Annotated in this window: 17 protein-coding genes; 9 read left to right on the forward strand and 8 right to left on the reverse strand. The window is 59.8% G+C overall.

Going from position 1 to position 16,553, the window contains the following annotated elements; all coding sequences use genetic code 11:
• Positions 1 to 9: 9 nt before the first annotated feature.
• From moaB to RTX96_RS19040, 5 genes are read left to right on the forward strand one after another with little or no spacing between them, the layout of a single operon-like run.
• A complete protein-coding gene (moaB, locus tag RTX96_RS19020) occupies positions 10 to 522 on the forward strand; it encodes a molybdenum cofactor biosynthesis protein B (RefSeq protein WP_103819765.1) in 513 nt (170 codons plus the stop codon).
• A gap of 3 nt (positions 523 to 525) precedes the next feature.
• Positions 526 to 1,011, forward strand: coding sequence for a cyclic pyranopterin monophosphate synthase MoaC (moaC, locus tag RTX96_RS19025; protein WP_103819764.1), 486 nt, complete (start codon positions 526 to 528; stop codon positions 1,009 to 1,011).
• Positions 1,004 to 1,249, forward strand: coding sequence for a molybdopterin synthase sulfur carrier subunit (moaD, locus tag RTX96_RS19030; protein WP_312671799.1), 246 nt, complete (start codon positions 1,004 to 1,006; stop codon positions 1,247 to 1,249). Before moaC ends, moaD begins: the two co-directional genes overlap by 8 nt.
• Position 1,250: 1 nt before the next feature.
• Positions 1,251 to 1,703 carry a molybdopterin synthase catalytic subunit MoaE gene (gene moaE / locus RTX96_RS19035; RefSeq protein ID WP_312671800.1) on the forward strand — a complete coding sequence of 151 codons (453 nt, stop codon included), beginning with the start codon at positions 1,251 to 1,253 and terminating at the stop codon, positions 1,701 to 1,703.
• A 58-nt stretch (positions 1,704 to 1,761) separates the two neighbouring features.
• Entirely contained in the window at positions 1,762 to 2,466 is a 705-nt protein-coding gene (locus RTX96_RS19040) for a Bax inhibitor-1 family protein (protein WP_103819761.1), read from the forward strand.
• A gap of 64 nt (positions 2,467 to 2,530) precedes the next feature.
• On the opposite strand, the gene RTX96_RS19045 is transcribed toward RTX96_RS19040, so the two are convergent.
• The 3 genes from RTX96_RS19045 to RTX96_RS19055 are packed head-to-tail and all read right to left on the reverse strand — an operon-like array spanning position 2,531 to position 5,498.
• Complete coding sequence (locus tag RTX96_RS19045; protein WP_103819760.1) at positions 2,531 to 3,493, reverse strand: YbhN family protein; 963 nt, start codon at positions 3,491 to 3,493, stop codon at positions 2,531 to 2,533.
• Positions 3,493 to 4,740 (reverse strand): cardiolipin synthase ClsB, encoded by a 1,248-nt coding sequence (clsB, locus tag RTX96_RS19050; RefSeq protein WP_103819759.1) that lies wholly within the window; start codon positions 4,738 to 4,740, stop codon positions 3,493 to 3,495. The genes RTX96_RS19045 and clsB overlap by 1 nt, the downstream gene beginning before the upstream one ends.
• On the reverse strand, positions 4,737 to 5,498 hold the full coding sequence (locus tag RTX96_RS19055; RefSeq protein WP_103819758.1) for an endonuclease/exonuclease/phosphatase family protein: 762 nt from the start codon (positions 5,496 to 5,498) through the stop codon (positions 4,737 to 4,739). The genes clsB and RTX96_RS19055 overlap by 4 nt, the downstream gene beginning before the upstream one ends.
• 133 nt (positions 5,499 to 5,631) lie before the next feature.
• Here RTX96_RS19055 and RTX96_RS19060 point away from each other — a divergent pair, with 133 nt between their 5' ends.
• Positions 5,632 to 6,042: a YbhQ family protein gene (locus RTX96_RS19060; RefSeq protein ID WP_103819757.1), complete on the forward strand. Its 411-nt coding sequence runs from the start codon at positions 5,632 to 5,634 to the stop codon at positions 6,040 to 6,042.
• On the opposite strand, the gene RTX96_RS19065 is transcribed toward RTX96_RS19060, so the two are convergent.
• The 4 genes from RTX96_RS19065 to hlyD form a co-directional block, all read right to left on the reverse strand.
• Complete coding sequence (locus RTX96_RS19065) at positions 6,004 to 7,110, reverse strand: ABC transporter permease (protein WP_312671801.1); 1,107 nt, start codon at positions 7,108 to 7,110, stop codon at positions 6,004 to 6,006. The two genes, RTX96_RS19060 and RTX96_RS19065, sit on opposite strands and share 39 nt — an antisense overlap.
• Positions 7,111 to 7,244: 134 nt before the next feature.
• Entirely contained in the window at positions 7,245 to 8,378 is a 1,134-nt protein-coding gene (locus RTX96_RS19070) for an ABC transporter permease (RefSeq protein ID WP_103819755.1), read from the reverse strand.
• Complete coding sequence (locus RTX96_RS19075) at positions 8,368 to 10,107, reverse strand: ATP-binding cassette domain-containing protein (protein WP_312671802.1); 1,740 nt, start codon at positions 10,105 to 10,107, stop codon at positions 8,368 to 8,370. The genes RTX96_RS19070 and RTX96_RS19075 overlap by 11 nt, the downstream gene beginning before the upstream one ends.
• A complete protein-coding gene (gene hlyD, locus RTX96_RS19080) occupies positions 10,097 to 11,095 on the reverse strand; it encodes a secretion protein HlyD (protein WP_312671803.1) in 999 nt (332 codons plus the stop codon). The genes RTX96_RS19075 and hlyD overlap by 11 nt, the downstream gene beginning before the upstream one ends.
• A 207-nt stretch (positions 11,096 to 11,302) precedes the next feature.
• Between hlyD and rhlE the strand changes: the two genes are divergently transcribed.
• The 3 genes from rhlE to ybiB all read left to right on the forward strand — a co-directional run bounded on the left by rhlE (position 11,303) and on the right by ybiB (position 15,902).
• Positions 11,303 to 12,664 (forward strand): ATP-dependent RNA helicase RhlE, encoded by a 1,362-nt coding sequence (rhlE, locus tag RTX96_RS19085; protein WP_103819752.1) that lies wholly within the window; start codon positions 11,303 to 11,305, stop codon positions 12,662 to 12,664.
• Positions 12,665 to 12,763: 99 nt separating this feature from the next.
• On the forward strand, positions 12,764 to 14,908 hold the full coding sequence (dinG, locus tag RTX96_RS19090) for an ATP-dependent DNA helicase DinG (protein WP_312671804.1): 2,145 nt from the start codon (positions 12,764 to 12,766) through the stop codon (positions 14,906 to 14,908).
• 28 nt (positions 14,909 to 14,936) lie between these two features.
• Complete coding sequence (gene ybiB, locus RTX96_RS19095; RefSeq protein ID WP_312671805.1) at positions 14,937 to 15,902, forward strand: DNA-binding protein YbiB; 966 nt, start codon at positions 14,937 to 14,939, stop codon at positions 15,900 to 15,902.
• Between the two features lie 135 nt (positions 15,903 to 16,037).
• On the opposite strand, the gene ybiJ is transcribed toward ybiB, so the two are convergent.
• Entirely contained in the window at positions 16,038 to 16,298 is a 261-nt protein-coding gene (ybiJ, locus tag RTX96_RS19100) for a DUF1471 family protein YbiJ (RefSeq protein WP_042392277.1), read from the reverse strand.
• Between the last annotated feature and the right edge of the window lie 255 nt (positions 16,299 to 16,553).

Consider the following 16,553-nt stretch of genomic DNA (forward strand, 5'->3'; position numbering starts at 1 on the left):
AGGCAGTTTATGAGTCAGGCCAGCGCAGAGTTTGTCCCGGCACGCATTGCCGTGCTGACCGTTTCCAGCCGTCGCGGCGAAGAGGAGGACACCTCGGGCCACTTCCTGCGCGATGCGGCCCATGAAGCCGGTCATCAGGTGGTAGCGAAAGCCATCGTCAAGGAGAACCGCTACGCCATTCGCGCCCAGGTTTCAGCGTGGATCGCCAGCGATGAGGTGCAGGTTATTGTCATCAACGGCGGCACGGGCTTTACCGCCGGTGACCAGACCCCGGAGGCGCTGCTGCCGCTCTTCGATCGTGAAGTCGAAGGCTTTGGCGAGGTGTTCCGTATGCTCTCCTTTGAAGAGATCGGTACCGCCACGCTGCAGTCCCGTGCGGTGGCGGGTATCGCCAACAACACGCTGATTTTTGCTATGCCCGGCTCGACCAAAGCCTGCCGTACCGCATGGGAGAATATCATTGCGCCGCAGCTTGATGCGCGCACCCGTCCGTGCAATTTTCACCCCCATTTGAAGAAGTAAGCTATGTCACAACTGACCCACATTAACGCCGCCGGTGAGGCGCACATGGTCGACGTCTCGGCAAAAGCGGAGACCGTGCGTGAAGCGCAGGCGGAGGCTTTTGTTACCATGCTCCCCGAGACGCTGGCGATGATTATCGACGGCAGCCATCACAAGGGCGACGTCTTTGCCACCGCGCGTATTGCCGGTATCCAGGCGGCGAAGCGCACCTGGGAGCTGATCCCCCTCTGCCATCCGCTGATGCTGAGCAAGGTCGAGGTGAATCTTGAGGCGCAGCCGGAACACAATCGGGTGCGTATTACGACGCTGTGCCGTCTGACCGGCAAAACCGGCGTTGAGATGGAGGCGCTGACGGCCGCCTCGGTGGCGGCGCTGACCATCTACGACATGTGTAAAGCGGTACAGAAAGATATGGTGATAGGCCCGGTTCGCCTGCTGGCGAAGAGCGGCGGCAAATCCGGTGATTTTAGGGCGGATAACGATGATTAAAGTCCTCTTTTTTGCCCAGGTGCGGGAGCTGGTGGGCTGCGATAGCCTGACGCTGGAGAGCGAGTTCCCAAGCGTTGAAGCGCTGCGTCAGCAGCTGGCCGCCAAAGGTGACCGCTGGGCGCTGGCGCTGGAGGAGGGCCGTCTGCTGGTGGCGGTCAACCAGACCCTGGTAAGCTTTGACCATCCGGTCGTGAGCGGCGATGAAGTCGCGCTCTTCCCGCCGGTAACGGGAGGTTAAGATGAGCGACACGCGTATTCGCGTAGGCCTCGATCCCTTTAGCGTCGGCAAGGAGTACACCTGGCTGGCGGAACGCGACGAAGACGGGGCGGTAGTGACCTTCACCGGCAAGGTACGCAACCACAATCTCGGTGACAGCGTGCGCGCCCTGACCCTTGAGCACTACCCTGGCATGACCGAAAAAACGCTGGCCGATATCGTCCAGCAGGCCCGGGATCGCTGGCCGCTGGGCCGTGTCACCGTGGTCCACCGCATCGGCGAGCTGTGGCCGGGGGATGAGATTGTCTTCGTCGGCGTCACCAGCGTCCATCGCGGCAGCGCCTTTGCCGCCGGGGAGTATATTATGGACTACCTGAAGACCCGCGCCCCCTTCTGGAAGCGAGAGGCCACGGAGGAGGGCGATCGGTGGGTCGAGGCGCGAGAGAGCGACCAGCAGGCCGCGAAGCGCTGGTAAGCTGCTTTTCCCCGGATGTGTTACCCTTAGAAGCGTGTTCACTTAACAGGAGTTAATCATGGACCGATTCCCACGATCCGATTCAATTGTCCAGGCCCGTAGCGGGCTGCAAACTTACATGGCCCAGGTCTACGGCTGGATGACCTGCGGGCTGTTCCTGACGGCGTTTATCGCCTGGTTCGCGGCCAATACCCCCGCGGTGATGATGTTTGTCTTCTCCAGCAAAATCACTTTCTTTGGCCTGATTATCGCCCAGCTGGCGCTGGTGTTCGTTCTCTCCGGGCTGGTGCACAAGCTCAGTGCGGCGATGGCGACCACGCTGTTTATGCTCTATTCGGCGCTGACCGGCCTGACCCTGGCCAGTATCTTTGTGGTTTATACCTACTCGTCTATCGCCAGCACCTTTGTGGTAACCGGTGGCATGTTCGGTGCCATGAGCCTCTACGGCTACACCACTAAACGCGATCTGAGCGGCTTCGGCAATATGCTGTTTATGGCGCTGATAGGTATTGTGCTGGCCTCGTTGGTCAACTTCTGGCTCAAGAGCGAGACGCTGATGTGGATAGTGACCTATATTGGGGTGATTGTCTTCGTTGGCCTGACGGCGTATGACACGCAGAAGCTGAAAAACATTGGCGAGCAGATCGACGTAAGAGACAGCGGCAACCTGCGTAAATACGCCATTCTCGGTGCGCTGACGCTCTATCTGGACTTTATCAACCTGTTCCTGATGCTGCTGCGGATTTTCGGCAACCGTCGTTAACATCAGTTTGCATTATCAGCTGTAGCCCCGGTAAGCGTAGCGCCACCGGGGATTACCTTTCTCACTACTTCTGCATCGCCTGTTCGTTCTTCGCCCGCAGCTTTTTCGCCCGGCTCTCCAGTACCAGATAGCACACCAGCGCCAGCATCAGCGGCAGGAAGTAGTAGAGCATACGATAGGCCAGCAGGGCGGCGATAATTTTGCCGTGGGAGACGTGTTCCCCCGCCAGCAGGGCGATAAACACCGCCTCCAGCACGCCGATCCCCGCCGGAATATGGATAATGACCCCTGCGATACTGCTCACCAGCAGCACGCCCAGCACAAAGAAGTAGTTCACCTCCTGGCCCAGCAGCAGCCAGATAATCGCCCCCATCGCCATCCAGTTAGCGCTGGAGATCACCATCTGCGCGATAGCAAATTTAAACGACGGCAGCACCAGCTTCTGGCCTTTCACCGTCATATGGCGACGTTTCGCAAAGGCGCAGAACCAGAGGTAGGCGGCGATCATCAGCAGCAGCACGACGCCCACGATGCGCAGCGTGCCCTCATCGATGTACCAGTGCGAGGGCAGCTCCACGATGCCGAAGGAAAAGATGATCCCGCCCAGCAGGATGTAACCCAGCCAGTTGGTAGTAATGCTTAACGAGAAGATCCGGGTGATGGTGCTGCTGGGCAGGCCGAGGCGAGAGTAGAGGCGATAGCGCATGCCAATGCCGCCCACCCAGGTGCTGAGGGTGAGGTTAAAGGCGTAACAGACAAAGGATACCAGCATCACCTGGCGCGCCGCCAGTTTGTGTCCACAGTAGGCGCGGGCCAGCAGATCATAGCAGCCGTAGAGCAGATAGCTCACCACCACCAGCGCAGCGGAGATCAGCAGCGGCGTGCGGTTATAGTTGCGGATAACGTTCCAGACGTCGCCCCAGTCGACCGTGCGGGCATAGATCACCAGCAGCACCGTCACGGCAATAAAGAAGACCCAGGTCAGGATTTTTTTCGCCAACCGCCAGCGAGGATGTGATTTGCTCATCAGGGATTAACCTCTCTGCTTTCCGTATCGACGCGATCCTGTGTCTCCATCTCCGGCTGCACCGGAGGCTTTACCAGTGACAGCTTAGGCGTATGGGCCGGCAGCCAGCCCACCATAGCCGGGAATTTTCGCAGGAAGTGGAAGACCACCACGCTTTTCGCCAGGTTCCACCAGGTGCGTCTTGGCACCATAGTCTCATCCACCCGCACGCAGTCATGCTGCAAAATGCCGTTCAGGTTGTCGCGCAGGGTCTGGTTAAAGGCACGGTCGTGAATAATTAAATTGGCTTCCAGGTTAAGCGACAGGCTGAGCGGATCGAGGTTGCTGGAGCCGACGGTGGCCCAGTGGTCGTCCATCACCGCGACCTTGCCATGCAGCGGACGGCGACGGTACTCATACACCTGCACGCCGCCCTTCACCAGGTAGTTATAGAGCAGACGCGCGCCCACCTTAACGATGGGCATGTCCGGCTCGCCCTGTACAATCAGTTTAACCGTAACGCCACGGCGGGCGGCGTTGCGCATCGCATGCAGCAGGCGGTAGCCGGGGAAGAAGTAGGCGTTGGCGATGATCACTTCGCGCTTAGCATTGGCCAGCATCTTCAGATAGTGACGCTCAATGTCGTCTCGGTGATCGTCATTATCGCGCCAGACAAACAGCGCCTGTGCCTCGCCAGGCTTGCGGTTGTCCGGTGCCTGATGGCGACGTCGCTGCTGCCACCAGCGGCGGGTCTGGGCATGCTCCGGCAGGTTCTCCAGCTCAAACTGGAGGATATCCTCTACCACCGGACCCTCCACCCGCACGGCGTAGTCCTGCTTGGCCTCCGGGCCATAGTCGCTCATATGCTCGGCGGAGTAGTTAATGCCGCCGACAAACGCCACGGTACTGTCGATCACCACAATCTTACGGTGCATCCGGCGGAAAACGTTGGTGCGCATACCCAGCAGCGGCGGGCGCGGATCGTAGTAGCGGAACACGACGCCGGCGGCGGTGAGCTGGCCGACGAACTCATCGCTAAGATCGGGAGAGCCGTAGCCATCCAGCAATACCTCAATATTCACCCCGCGCTGGGCGGTACGCAGCAGCACGGCATGCAGCTGGCGGCCCACGTCGTCGTCAAACCAGATAAAGGTTTCCAGGATCACCTTACGCTGTGCCTGCTCAATGGCTTTGAACACAGCCGGGTAGTATTCGTCACCGTTCTCCAGCAGCTGGATGCGGTTTCCTTCTCGCCATCCGCATTTCATAGATGAATCTCCGCGCTCAATGGGGCATGATCGGACAAATGACGCCAGTTACGCAGCGGCAGCGCCGTTGGGGCGCTGGCGTTGGCGTTCTTGACGTAAATACGGTCAAGACGCAGCAGCGGCAGGCTGACCGGAAACGTACGCGCCGGGCGGCCTTTGGCCCGGGTAAAGATCTCCTCCAGGCCCGCCTGCTTCTTCAGCGGGTGGTTGGCTTTAACCCGCCAGTCGTTAAAGTCGCCGGCTACCAGCACCGGCTCGCCTTCAGGGAAAGAGTTAACCCACTCGGCCAGCATAGTAAGCTGGGCCTGGCGATGCGCCTCGCGTAAGCCCAGGTGAACACAGATAACGTGTATTGGGCGGTTAAGCTGCGGCGGCACGATGCGGCAGTAGAGCAGGCCGCGTTTCTCGCTGCCGTCGACGGAGACGTCGCGGTTCTCGTAGTGCACTATCGGATAGCGAGAGAGCACCGCGTTGCCGTGATGCCCTTCAGGATAGACGGCGTTACGTCCGTAAGCGAAGTCGCTCCACATCGTATCGGCCAGAAATTCATAGTGGGTGGTATCGGGCCAGTTTTCCACGTGCAGCGGATGTACCTCGTGCGCCCCCATCACCTCTTGCAGACAGACGATATCCGCGCCGACGGTACGAACCGCGTCGCGTAGCTCCGGTAAAATAAAGCGTTTGTTAAACGCGGTGAAACCCTTGTGCGTGTTAATCGTAAGAACTTTTAAAGAGAATGGCCGATTCTGTTCTGTCATCTTGTATCCCGCCAGTGACGCTGTCCTGTTGGAAATAAAGTGTAGTATCTGTCACAAAAAGATGCGGCCTTACGGATTTTTCCGTAAAGTCCGGTACTCTCAATAACAGATAAAATTCTTCAGGAGAAAATCCATGAAGTGGCAACAGCGAATTCGTGTGGCAACCGGCATCGGTTGCTGGCAGATTATGTCGCATTTCATCGTCGTGGCGGCGTTGGTAATGGGTTGGATGAACGGGGCGCTGGTGCGCGTCGGCTTAAGCCTGTGCGTGGTTTACGGCGTCACCGTGCTGCTGATGCTGGCTCTGCAACGTCATCATGACGGGCGCTGGCGTGAAGTGGGCGATTTTCTTGAAGAGCTGACCACCACCTGGTACTTCGGCGCCTCCCTGATTGCGCTCTGGCTGCTCTCTCGCGTGGTGCAAAATGACCTGCTGCTCGCGCCGGTAGGGCTGGCGATCCTTGCGGGCCCGGCGATTGTGTCGCTGCTGGCCAAAGATAAGAAACTACGCGACATTCCGCCTGAACATCGCGTAGGCCACTGATCCCGTCGTGGCCGCGATCACCAGCAGCGGCCACAGGCTTCCCCAGACAATATCCAGACTCGCATCCTTCAGATAGATCTGCTTGGTGATATCGGTGAAGTGGCGAATCGGGTTCACCCACGTCAGATGCTGCAGCCAGACCGGCATGTTCTCTACCGGCGACACGTAGCCAGAGAGTAAGATCGCCGGCATCATAAAGACAAATACGCCGATAAACGCCTGCTGCTGCGTAGCGCAGAGCGCGGAGATGAGCAGGCCAAAGCCCACCAGCGACAGCCCGTAGATCAGCATGGTGAAGTAGAAGAGCATCAGCGATCCGGCGAAGGGGATCTGGTAGGCCCAGATGCCTATCCCGAGTACGATGCTGGCCTGGAAGGTGGCGACGATCAGCGCCGGAACCGCTTTGCCAACAAAAATCTGCCAGGTGGCGAGGGGGGACACCAGCAGCTGATCGAGCGTACCCTGTTCGCGCTCGCGCGCCACCGACAGCGAGGTGACAATCATCACCCCGATGGTGGTGATCATAGCGATCAGCGACGGCACCACGAACCATTTATAGTCGAGATTGGGGTTATACCAGTTACGCACCACCAGCTCGCTGTTGTTGGGCCTGGCTTTTCCTGTCATTAGCTCCTGCTGATACTCCTTTACCACCTGCTGAAGATAGTTGGCGGCAATCTGCGCGCTGTTAGAGTTACGCCCGTCAAGCAGCAGCTGCATCGGTGCGGGCTGGAAGGTATCGAGATTGCGTGAAAAGTCGGCCGGGAAGCGCACCAGCAGCAGCGCCTTTTGCGTATCGAGCGTAGGCCGGATCTCCTGCGGGCTGCTCAGCAGCAGGACGTGGGTAAAGGCTTTGGCGCGGGCAAAGCGCTGGGTCAGCTCCACCGCGTGCCTGCCGCTATCTTCGTTATAGATGGCGATGGTGGCGTTGGTCACCTCAAGGGTGGCGGCAAAGGGGAACAGCAGCACCTGGATAAGTACCGGCACAATCAGGATCGCCCGGGTCTGCGGCTCCCGCAGCAGGGATTGCAGCTCTTTGCGAATCAGCGTCCATAAGCGGTGAAACATATTGTTATCCTCTTTTCCCGCAGATGCCTACCGTAGGCCGGGCAAACGCAGTGCCGCCCGGCATGCCGGAGTCAACAGATAAACACCCGGTGGCGCTCCGCTTACCGGGCCTACAGGGTACATCGGCATAAACATCAATCCAGCCGCCGTTTGGTTTTCAGCCACGTTAAGCCGATAAACATCACCGCCGACGCCAGCAAAAACAGCGTATTCACAATCAGCACCACCGGGATATTACCCGCCAGGAACAGGCTTTGCAGGGTGCTGACAAAATAGCGTGCCGGAATAATCCACGTTACCGCGCGGATCACCGCCGGCATGCTGTCGATCTGAAAGATAAAGCCCGATAGCATAATCGACGGCAGAAAGGCGGCGTTGAGCGCCACCTGCGCGGCGTTAAACTGGTTGCGGGTCACGGTGGAGATAAGCAGCCCCATCCCCAGGGTGCTGAGCAAAAACAGGCTGCTGATAAAAAACAGCAGGATCAGCGAGCCGCGGTAGGGTACGCCGAGGATAAACACCGAGACCAGCATACAGAGCAGCATCGCCAGCATGCCGAGGAAGTAGTAGGGGATCAGCTTGCAGAGCAGCAGCTCTACGCGGGTCACCTCCGTGGAGAGCAGCGCCTCCATCGTACCGCGCTCCCACTCGCGGGCGATCACCAGCGAGGTGAGGATAGCGCCGATCACCGTCATGATGATGGTCACCGCGCCGGGTATAATAAAGTGCTGACTGATGGCGGCCGGGTTAAACCAGTAGCGGGTCTGAACGTCGATCAGCGGCTCAAACGTTTCGCCCCGATCTTCCGCACGCTGCATCTGCCATAGCTGCCAGATCCCCTCCGCGTAGCCCTGCACGAAGTTGGCGGTGTTCGGCTCGCTGCCGTCGGTGATCACCTGAATGGGGGCCTCAGCGCCTGGGCGCGCCATGTTGGCGGCGAAATCCACCGGGATCACCACCATGCCGCGTATGCGTCCGGCCTGCATTTTGGCAATCAATTCCTGACGGCTGTCGCTGAGGGTGGCATCGATATAGGGCGAGCCGGTCATGGCGTGGGCGAAGTCCAGCGCCTCTTCGCTGCGCTGCTCCAGCAGGATCCCCACCCGCAGGCGGCTGGAGTCGAGGTTGATTCCGTAGCCGAAAATAAACAGCAGCAGGAGAGGGATCAGCACCGCAATCAGCCAGCTGCTGGGATCGCGTACAATCTGCCGCGTCTCTTTAACGCACAGGGCGCGTACCCGCCGCCAGGACACCGCGCTAGCGCTCATCGGCATGCTCCCTGTCCCAGCTGTTGATCAGCCGAATAAAGGCCTGCTCCATAGTGGGATCCGCCTGTTCATCGTCCGCGGCCTGGGCTTTCAGATCGTCCGGCGTGCCGTGGGCAATCAGCTTCCCGCGATAGACCAGCCCGATGCGATCGCAATACTCCGCCTCGTCCATAAAGTGGGTGGTCACCATCACGGTGACGCCTCGCTCCACCATGCTGTTGATATGCAGCCAGAACTCACGGCGGGTAAGGGGATCGACGCCGGAGGTCGGCTCGTCGAGAAACAGGATATCCGGCTCGTGCATCAGCGAGCAGGCCAGCGCCAGCCGCTGCTTGAAGCCCAGCGGCAGGGCATCGGTGGCGTGCGAGGCGATAGTGGTCAGGCTGAACGCCTCGCTCATGCGGGCGATCTTCTCACTCTGCGCCCGGCCGCGCAGGCCATAGACGCCGGAGAAGAAGCGCAGGTTCTGCTCCACGGTGAGGTTGCCGTAGAGAGAGAACTTCTGCGCCATATAGCCCAGCCGCTGGCGCGCCTTGCCGGAGCTGACCTTCAGATCCATGCCCAGCACCAGCGCCTTGCCAGCGGTAGGCACCAGCAGGCCGCACATCATCTTAAAGGTGGTGGATTTCCCCGCGCCGTTTGGCCCCAGCAGGCCGAAAATCTCCCCACGCTTGACGGCAAAATCGACGTTATCCGTTGCCGCAAAATCGCCAAATTTTTTGGTCAGCGATTTTGCCTCAATCACCGTCTCCTCCGGCGATCCCGCCACGGTATGCAGGATGGCGCCGAGAGGTGACTCCTGGGTGCCCGCGCCGCCAAGCAGGTCGATAAAGGCATCTTCGAAGCGCGGCGTGGTTTCGGCTATCTCAATCTCCGGCATCCCCTCCGCGTGGCGGATGTCCTCGGCGCTGGCCTCTCTCTTGAGGATCAGACGCACCGAGCGGCCCTGGATCATTCCGTCGCTCACCTGCGGCAGTTTCAGCACCCGCCGCAGCAGCCTGCGGTTAGACTCCTGCGGGCTATGCAGCAGAAAGCTGCGCCCGGCCATGCTCTGGGTCAGCGTCGTGGGCTGACCCTGGTAGAGCAGCTCCCCTTCGTTGAGCAGCAGCACGTCCCGGCACTGCTCGGCCTCATCAAGATAGGAGGTGCTCCAGAGGATCAGCATCCCTTCGCCTGCCAGCTCGTGCACCATCTGCCACAGCTCGCGACGGGAGATTGGATCCACGCCGACGCCGGGCTCATCCAGCAGCAGCACTTTCGGTTCGCCTACCAGGGTACAGGCCAGGCCCAGCTTCTGTTTCATCCCGCCGGAGAGCTTGCCTGCCAGCCGATCGGTAAAGGGGCCGAGGGCGGTAAATTCCAGCAGCCGGGCAAAGGTTTTCTGCCGCGCTTCACCCACCACGCTGCGCAGATCGGCATAGAGATTTAGGTTCTCCATCACCGTCAGATCCTCGTACAGGCCGAACTTCTGCGGCATATAGCCCAGCGAGGCGTGCAGGGCGCGGTCGTTGTTGATGGGATCGAGACCCAGCACGCTGGCACTGCCCGCGTCAGGCTTGAGCAGCCCGGCAAGCATGCGCATCAGCGTCGTTTTACCCGCGCCGTCGGGACCGACCAGCCCGGTTACGTACCCGCTGTGGATGACGCAGGTGAGGGGCGCGACGGCGGGCTTCTCCCCGCCCGGAAAGCGTTTTACCAGGCCATCAAGCCGGATCGCGTTATCGCTCATCGTCCTGTCCATCGTTAAAGCGGACGGTGACCGGCATTCCCTGACGCAGGGCGTCATCAGCGTCGGTAACAATGATGCGCAGACGGTAGACCAGATCGGTGCGCAGATCCGGCGTTTCGACGGTTTTCGGCGTGAACTCGGCGGTAGGCGAGACAAAGCCTACCTTACCGCGATAGGGCCTGTCCGGACGGCCGTCGGTATAGAGCAGCAGTTCGCTGCCGGGTTTGGCCCGACCCAGGTTGGGTTCATCAATGTAGGCGCGTACCCAGACCGGGCGGGTAAGCGACAGGGTCAGCACCGTACTGCCCGCGTTGAGCATGCTGCCCGGCTCCAGGGCGCGCGTCATCAGCGTGCCGTCGGCGGGGGCCACCAGGGTGGTATCATGTAGATCCAGCTCGGCCTGGGCCAGCTGGGCCTGAGCCTGTTCGAGGCTGGCCTTCGCCTGGGCAATATCCTGCGGGCGATTGCCGGTGCGGTACTGGCTCAGCTTATCCTCGGCGGATTTCAGCGTCGCCCGGGCCTGATCCCGGGATGAACGGGCGTTCTCCAGATCGTTGGCGGAGATGGTGCGGCTTTTCCACAGCCCCTGTTGGCGGGTATAGAAGTTCTGCGCGTAGTCATAGGCCGCTTTGGCCTGCCTCACCGCCGCCTCGGTCTGGGCGATCTCTTCGTCGCGATAGCCCGCCTGCATAAGATCATACTGCGCCTGAGCGACGGCAACGCTGGCTTTGGCCTGCATCAGGGCATTTTCATAAGGTGCTTTGTCCAGCGTCCCTAACACCTGCCCGGCTTTGATCGCATCCCCTTCGTCAACGTTCAGGGATGCCAGGCGACCACCAACGCGAAAGCTCATATTGACCGTGCGAATATCGACGTTGCCATAGAGGGTCAGACCGCGATCCTGCTGGCTTTGATACCACAGCCAGCCGCCGACGGCAGCAGCCAGCACGATAACCACCGCCAGGAGGGCGACGACGGGTTTTTTCATAGACTTAGGCTCCCTTGCATTCATCTGCATGGCTATAACCTTATCGAACTTATGGATTGGGAGAATGCCTTATGGGATATTTTATGCGGTGCGTCACAAAAGCTGCTACACTCCGCCCCTTCATGACACTGTGGTTTTTGTCATCTGTTTCGTTACCTATCTCCCTGAAAACTACACCTGAAACGGTCGGGGCGGTTCGGAGTTGTTATGTCTTTTGAAGCACTGGGTTTAAACCCTGAGATCCTGCGCGCCGTTGCCGAGCAGGGCTACCGCGAACCTACCCCTATTCAGCAGCAGGCGATCCCGGCTGTGCTGCAGGGGCGCGACCTGATGGCCAGCGCCCAGACCGGTACCGGTAAAACCGCGGGCTTTACCCTGCCGCTGTTACAGCGTCTTATTACCAGCGAGCCCCATGCCAAAGGGCGTCGCCCGGTTCGAGCGCTGATCCTCACCCCAACCCGCGAACTGGCGGCTCAGGTCGGTGAGAACGTGCGTGAGTATAGTCAGTATCTCAACGTGCGTTCGCTGGTGGTTTTCGGCGGCGTTAGCATTAACCCACAGATGATGAAGCTGCGCGGCGGCGTTGATGTGCTGGTAGCCACCCCAGGCCGTCTGCTGGATTTGGAGCACCAGAACGCCGTTAAGCTGGACGGGATTGAGATCCTGGTGCTGGACGAAGCCGACCGCATGCTGGACATGGGCTTTATCCACGATATTCGCCGCGTGCTGGCGAAGCTGCCGGCCAAGCGCCAGAACCTGCTCTTCTCCGCGACCTTCTCGGACGAGATCAAAACCCTGGCAGAGAAGCTGCTGCACAACCCGCTGGAGATCGAAGTGGCGCGCCGCAACACCGCCTCTGAGCAGGTGACCCAGCACGTGCACTTTGTTGATAAGAAACGTAAGCGTGAGCTGCTGTCGCAGATGATCGGCGAGGGCAACTGGCAGCAGGTGCTGGTCTTTACCCGCACCAAGCACGGCGCGAACCACCTGGCGGAGCAGCTGAATAAAGACGGCATCCGCAGCGCCGCTATCCACGGTAACAAGAGCCAGGGCGCGCGTACCCGGGCGCTGGCCGATTTTAAATCTGGCGACATCCGCGTACTGGTGGCAACCGACATTGCTGCCCGTGGCCTGGATATTGAAGAGCTGCCGCACGTGGTTAACTATGAGCTGCCGAACGTGCCGGAAGACTACGTGCACCGTATCGGTCGTACCGGCCGTGCAGCGGCCACCGGTGAAGCGCTGTCGCTGGTCTGCGTCGACGAACACAAGCTGCTGCGTGATATCGAACGCCTGCTGAAAAAAGAGATCCCGCGCATTGCTCTGCCGGGCTATGAGCCGGATGCCTCTATCAAAGCCGAGCCGATCCAGAACGGTCGCCAGCAGCGTGGCGGCGGCGGTGGACGCGGGCAGGGCGGCGGTCGTGGCCAGCAGCAGCCGCGCCGTAGCGAAGGACGCAGCGAAGGCGGTGCGCCAAGATCAAGCCAGCCGCGCCGCAGCGGCGATGCGAAACCCGCCGGGGAGCAGGCGCGCCGTCGCCGCCCGCGTAAACCCGCGGCATCGCAGTAATAATCCTGAAGCCCGGCCGCAAAGCCGGGCTTTTCTTTTGCGGCATGTCGGCGATCGTGAGACAATAGTGGCTGTTTATACAGTATTTCAGGTCTCCCGATGGCTCTTTCCGCCGCGCTGAAAGCGCAAATTGCCGCCTGGTATAAGGCGCTACAGCAACAGATCCCCGAATTTATCCCGCGCGCGCCGCAGCGGCAGATGATCGCTGACGTCGCCAAAACCCTGGCTGGGGAAGAGGGGCGGCATCTGGCTATTGAGGCACCGACCGGCGTCGGTAAGACGCTCTCCTATCTCATTCCCGGCATCGCTATTGCTCGCGAAGAGCAGAAGACGCTGGTCATCAGTACTGCCAACGTAGCGTTGCAGGATCAGATCTTCAGCAAAGATCTCCCGCTGCTGAAGAAGATCATCCCCGATCTGCGTTTTACCGCCGCCTTTGGCCGCGGGCGCTACGTCTGTCCGCGCAACCTGACGGCACTTGCCAGCAGTGAGGCTACCCAGCAGGATCTGCTGGCCTTTCTCGACGACGAGCTGACGCCGAACAGCAAAGAGGAGCAGCAGCGCTGCGCCAAACTCAAGGCCGACCTCGACAGCTATCGCTGGGATGGCCTGCGCGATCATACCGATCAAAATATTGACGATGGCCTCTGGCGGCGACTCAGCACCGATAAAGCCAGCTGTCTGAACCGCAACTGCCACTACTATCGCGAGTGCCCGTTTTTTGTCGCCCGCCGCGAGGTGCAGGAGGCCGAGGTGGTAGTGGCAAACCATGCTCTGGTGATGGCGGCAATGGAGTCCGAAGCGGTGCTGCCGGAGCCGAAAAATCTGCTGCTGGTACTGGATGAGGGCCACCATCTGCCGGACGTCGCCCGCGATGCGCTGGAGATGAGCGCCGAGATTACTGCTTCCTGGTACCGCCTTCAGCTCGATCTCTTCACCAAGCTGGTGGCAACCTGCATGGAGCAGTTCCGCCCGAAAACCACGCCGCCGCTGGCGCTGCCGGAGCGGCTCAACGCCCACTGCGAAGAGCTGTATGAGCTTATCGCCTCGCTAAACTCCATCCTCGGGCTCTATATGCCCGCCGGTACGGAGGCGGAGCATCGCTTTGCAATGGGTGAGCTGCCTGATGAGGTGATGGAGATCTGCCTGCGGCTGGCGAAGCTGACCGAGATGCTACGCGGGCTGGCGGAGCTGTTCTTAAACGATCTCAGTGAAAAGACCGGCCAGCACGATATTGTCCGTCTGCACCGGGTTATTTTGCAGATGAACCGCGCCCTGGGCATGTTCGAGAGTCAAAGCAAGCTGTGGCGGCTGGCCTCGATGGCCCAGGCGTCGGGCGCGCCGGTGACCAAGTGGGCAACCCGTGAGCTGGTTGAGGGTCAGATGCACCTCTTCTTCCACTGCGTCGGCATCCGCGTCAGCGATCAGCTGGAGAAGCTGCTGTGGCGCAGCGTGCCGCATATTGTCGTTACCTCGGCCACCTTACGCTCCCTCAACAGCTTCTCCCGCCTGCAGGAGATGAGCGGCCTGAAGGAGAAAGCCGGGGATCGCTTCGTGACGCTCGACTCGCCCTTTAACCACATTGAGCAGGGCAGGCTTGTGATCCCGCAGATGCGCTACGAGCCGCTGATGGAGCACGAAGAGAAACACATCGCTGAGATGGCGGCCTACTTCCGCGAGCAGGTCGAGAAAAAAGAGCACCCTGGCATGCTGGTGCTTTTTGCCAGTAACCGCGCCATGCAGCTGTTCCTGACCTTTGTGACCGATCTGCGCCTGATGCTGCTGGTGCAGGGGGATCAGCCCCGCTACCGGCTGGTAGAGCTGCACCGCAAGCGCATCGACGGGGGCGGGCGTAGCGTGCTGGTCGGGCTGCAGTCCTTTGCCGAAGGGCTGGATCTCAAAGGGGACTACCTGACCCAGGTGCATATCCATAAGATCGCCTTTCCGCCTATCGACAGCCCGGTGGTGATCACCGAAGGCGAGTGGCTGAAGAGCCTCAACCGCTACCCCTTTGAAGTCCAGAGCCTGCCGAGTGCCTCCTTCAACCTTATCCAGCAGGTAGGGCGATTGATCCGTAGCCACAGCTGCCGGGGCGAAGTGGTGATCTACGACCGGCGACTGCTCTCGAAAGGCTATGGAAAACGGCTGCTCGATGCCCTGCCTGTTTTTCCTATTTCCCAACCGGACGTGCCTGACGTTATAGTAAAAAGTAAACCGAAACAGAATCGACGTCGACGACGCTGACCATCACCTATGACGCAAGGAGTTAGTCATGGATTTCCGCAAGATCATTAAAGAGGTCGGGCGCGGTAAAAATCACGCCCGCGATCTGGATTTTGACACTGCACGGGCGTTATACACCCACATGCTGAACGGCGAAGTGGCGGATCTGGAGATGGGCGGGATCCTGATCGCCCTGCGTATCAAAGGCGAGGGCGAGGCGGAGATGCTGGGCTTCTACGAGGCGATGCAGGCCCAGACCATGCGCCTGACGCCGCCGGTGGCGAAGCCGATGCCCATCGTCATTCCCACCTATAACGGCGCGCGCAGGCAGGCGAACCTGACCCCGCTGCTGGCGATGCTGCTCCAGCGGCTTGGCTTTCCGGTGCTGGTGCACGGCGTGAGCGAAGATCCCGACCGCGTTATCTCAGAAACGATTTTTACCCTGCTGGGCATTGAGCCGACCCTGACCGCTGGCCAGGCGCAGGCGAAGCTTGAGGGGCGCAACCCGGTATACGTGCCCATTAGCGCGCTCTGTCCACCGCTGGAGACGCAGCTGGATATGCGCTGGCGCATGGGGGTGCGTAACAGCGCCCACACGCTGGCCAAGCTGGCGACCCCCTTTGCGGAGGATGCCGCGCTGCGTCTCTCCAGCGTCTCTCACCCCGAGTACGTTACGCGGGTCGCGAAGTTCTTCGGCGGTATTGGCGGGCGCGGGCTGCTGATGCACGGTACGGAGGGGGAGGTCTATGCCAATCCTCAACGCTGTCCTCAGCTAACGCTAATTGATGCCCAGGGCACGCGCGTCTTAAGTGAACGGCAGGACGAAAGCGCGGCGCAGGCTGTGCTGCCCGCCAGCAAAGATCCCGAGGTCACCGCCCGCTGGATTGAGCGCTGCCTGGTGGGAAGCGAGCCGGTGCCGGACTCCCTGAAGCGGCAGATCGCCTGCTGTTTCGTCGGCACAGGGGAAGTAGAGACTCTGGAAGAGGGTCTCGTCCGGGTAGCGAGCTCTTTTTGATAAACAGCGGGCAAAAAAAAGCCCGTCCAAACCGGACGGGCAACAAGGGTAACAACAAACGGGGTCAATGCAGTAATAATGAGGGGTAATACCACCCGCCGATGATGAGCCGGCGGGGCAGACACGGTAAGGCGATTACTGATAGATAACCGCAGTACCGCTCATTTTGTTGTAGGCGTTAGCCGAAGTGATGCTATAGCCTTTTGCGCCTGCGGCAGCGGCTTTCTCAGCCAGCTGTGCTTCCAGACCATCCAGCGTGGTCGCGCCCTGCGCAGTCACAACGCCCATTTTATGCATGCTCTGCGCCTGTTCAGCGGTAACCGGCTGTGCAGCGAAGGCGCCAAAGGAGAGGGTAGTCAGTGCAAGCGCAGCAACAGCATATTTAATGGTTTTCATGGTTCGATTCTCGCAGTTAATTCTGTATGGGGGACGATGTTCCGTCGATGTGATGAGTATCACGTTTTTTTGCGAGAGATTAAATCGAATAGAATTGACGACCTTCATCTAAAATTTTGAACGATCGTTAATATATTGAATATGAATGATTTTTAACGAGAATTATTCATCAGGTGACTTGTTTAAGCCGTGCCGCCGTTTTAGCGGCACGAAATGCCACTTCAGCAGCGCTTTTTTATGAGTGAGATCGCAACC

The sequence above is a fragment of the Pseudescherichia sp. genome (assembly GCF_032052675.1).
GTDB lineage: Bacteria > Pseudomonadota > Gammaproteobacteria > Enterobacterales > Enterobacteriaceae > Pseudescherichia.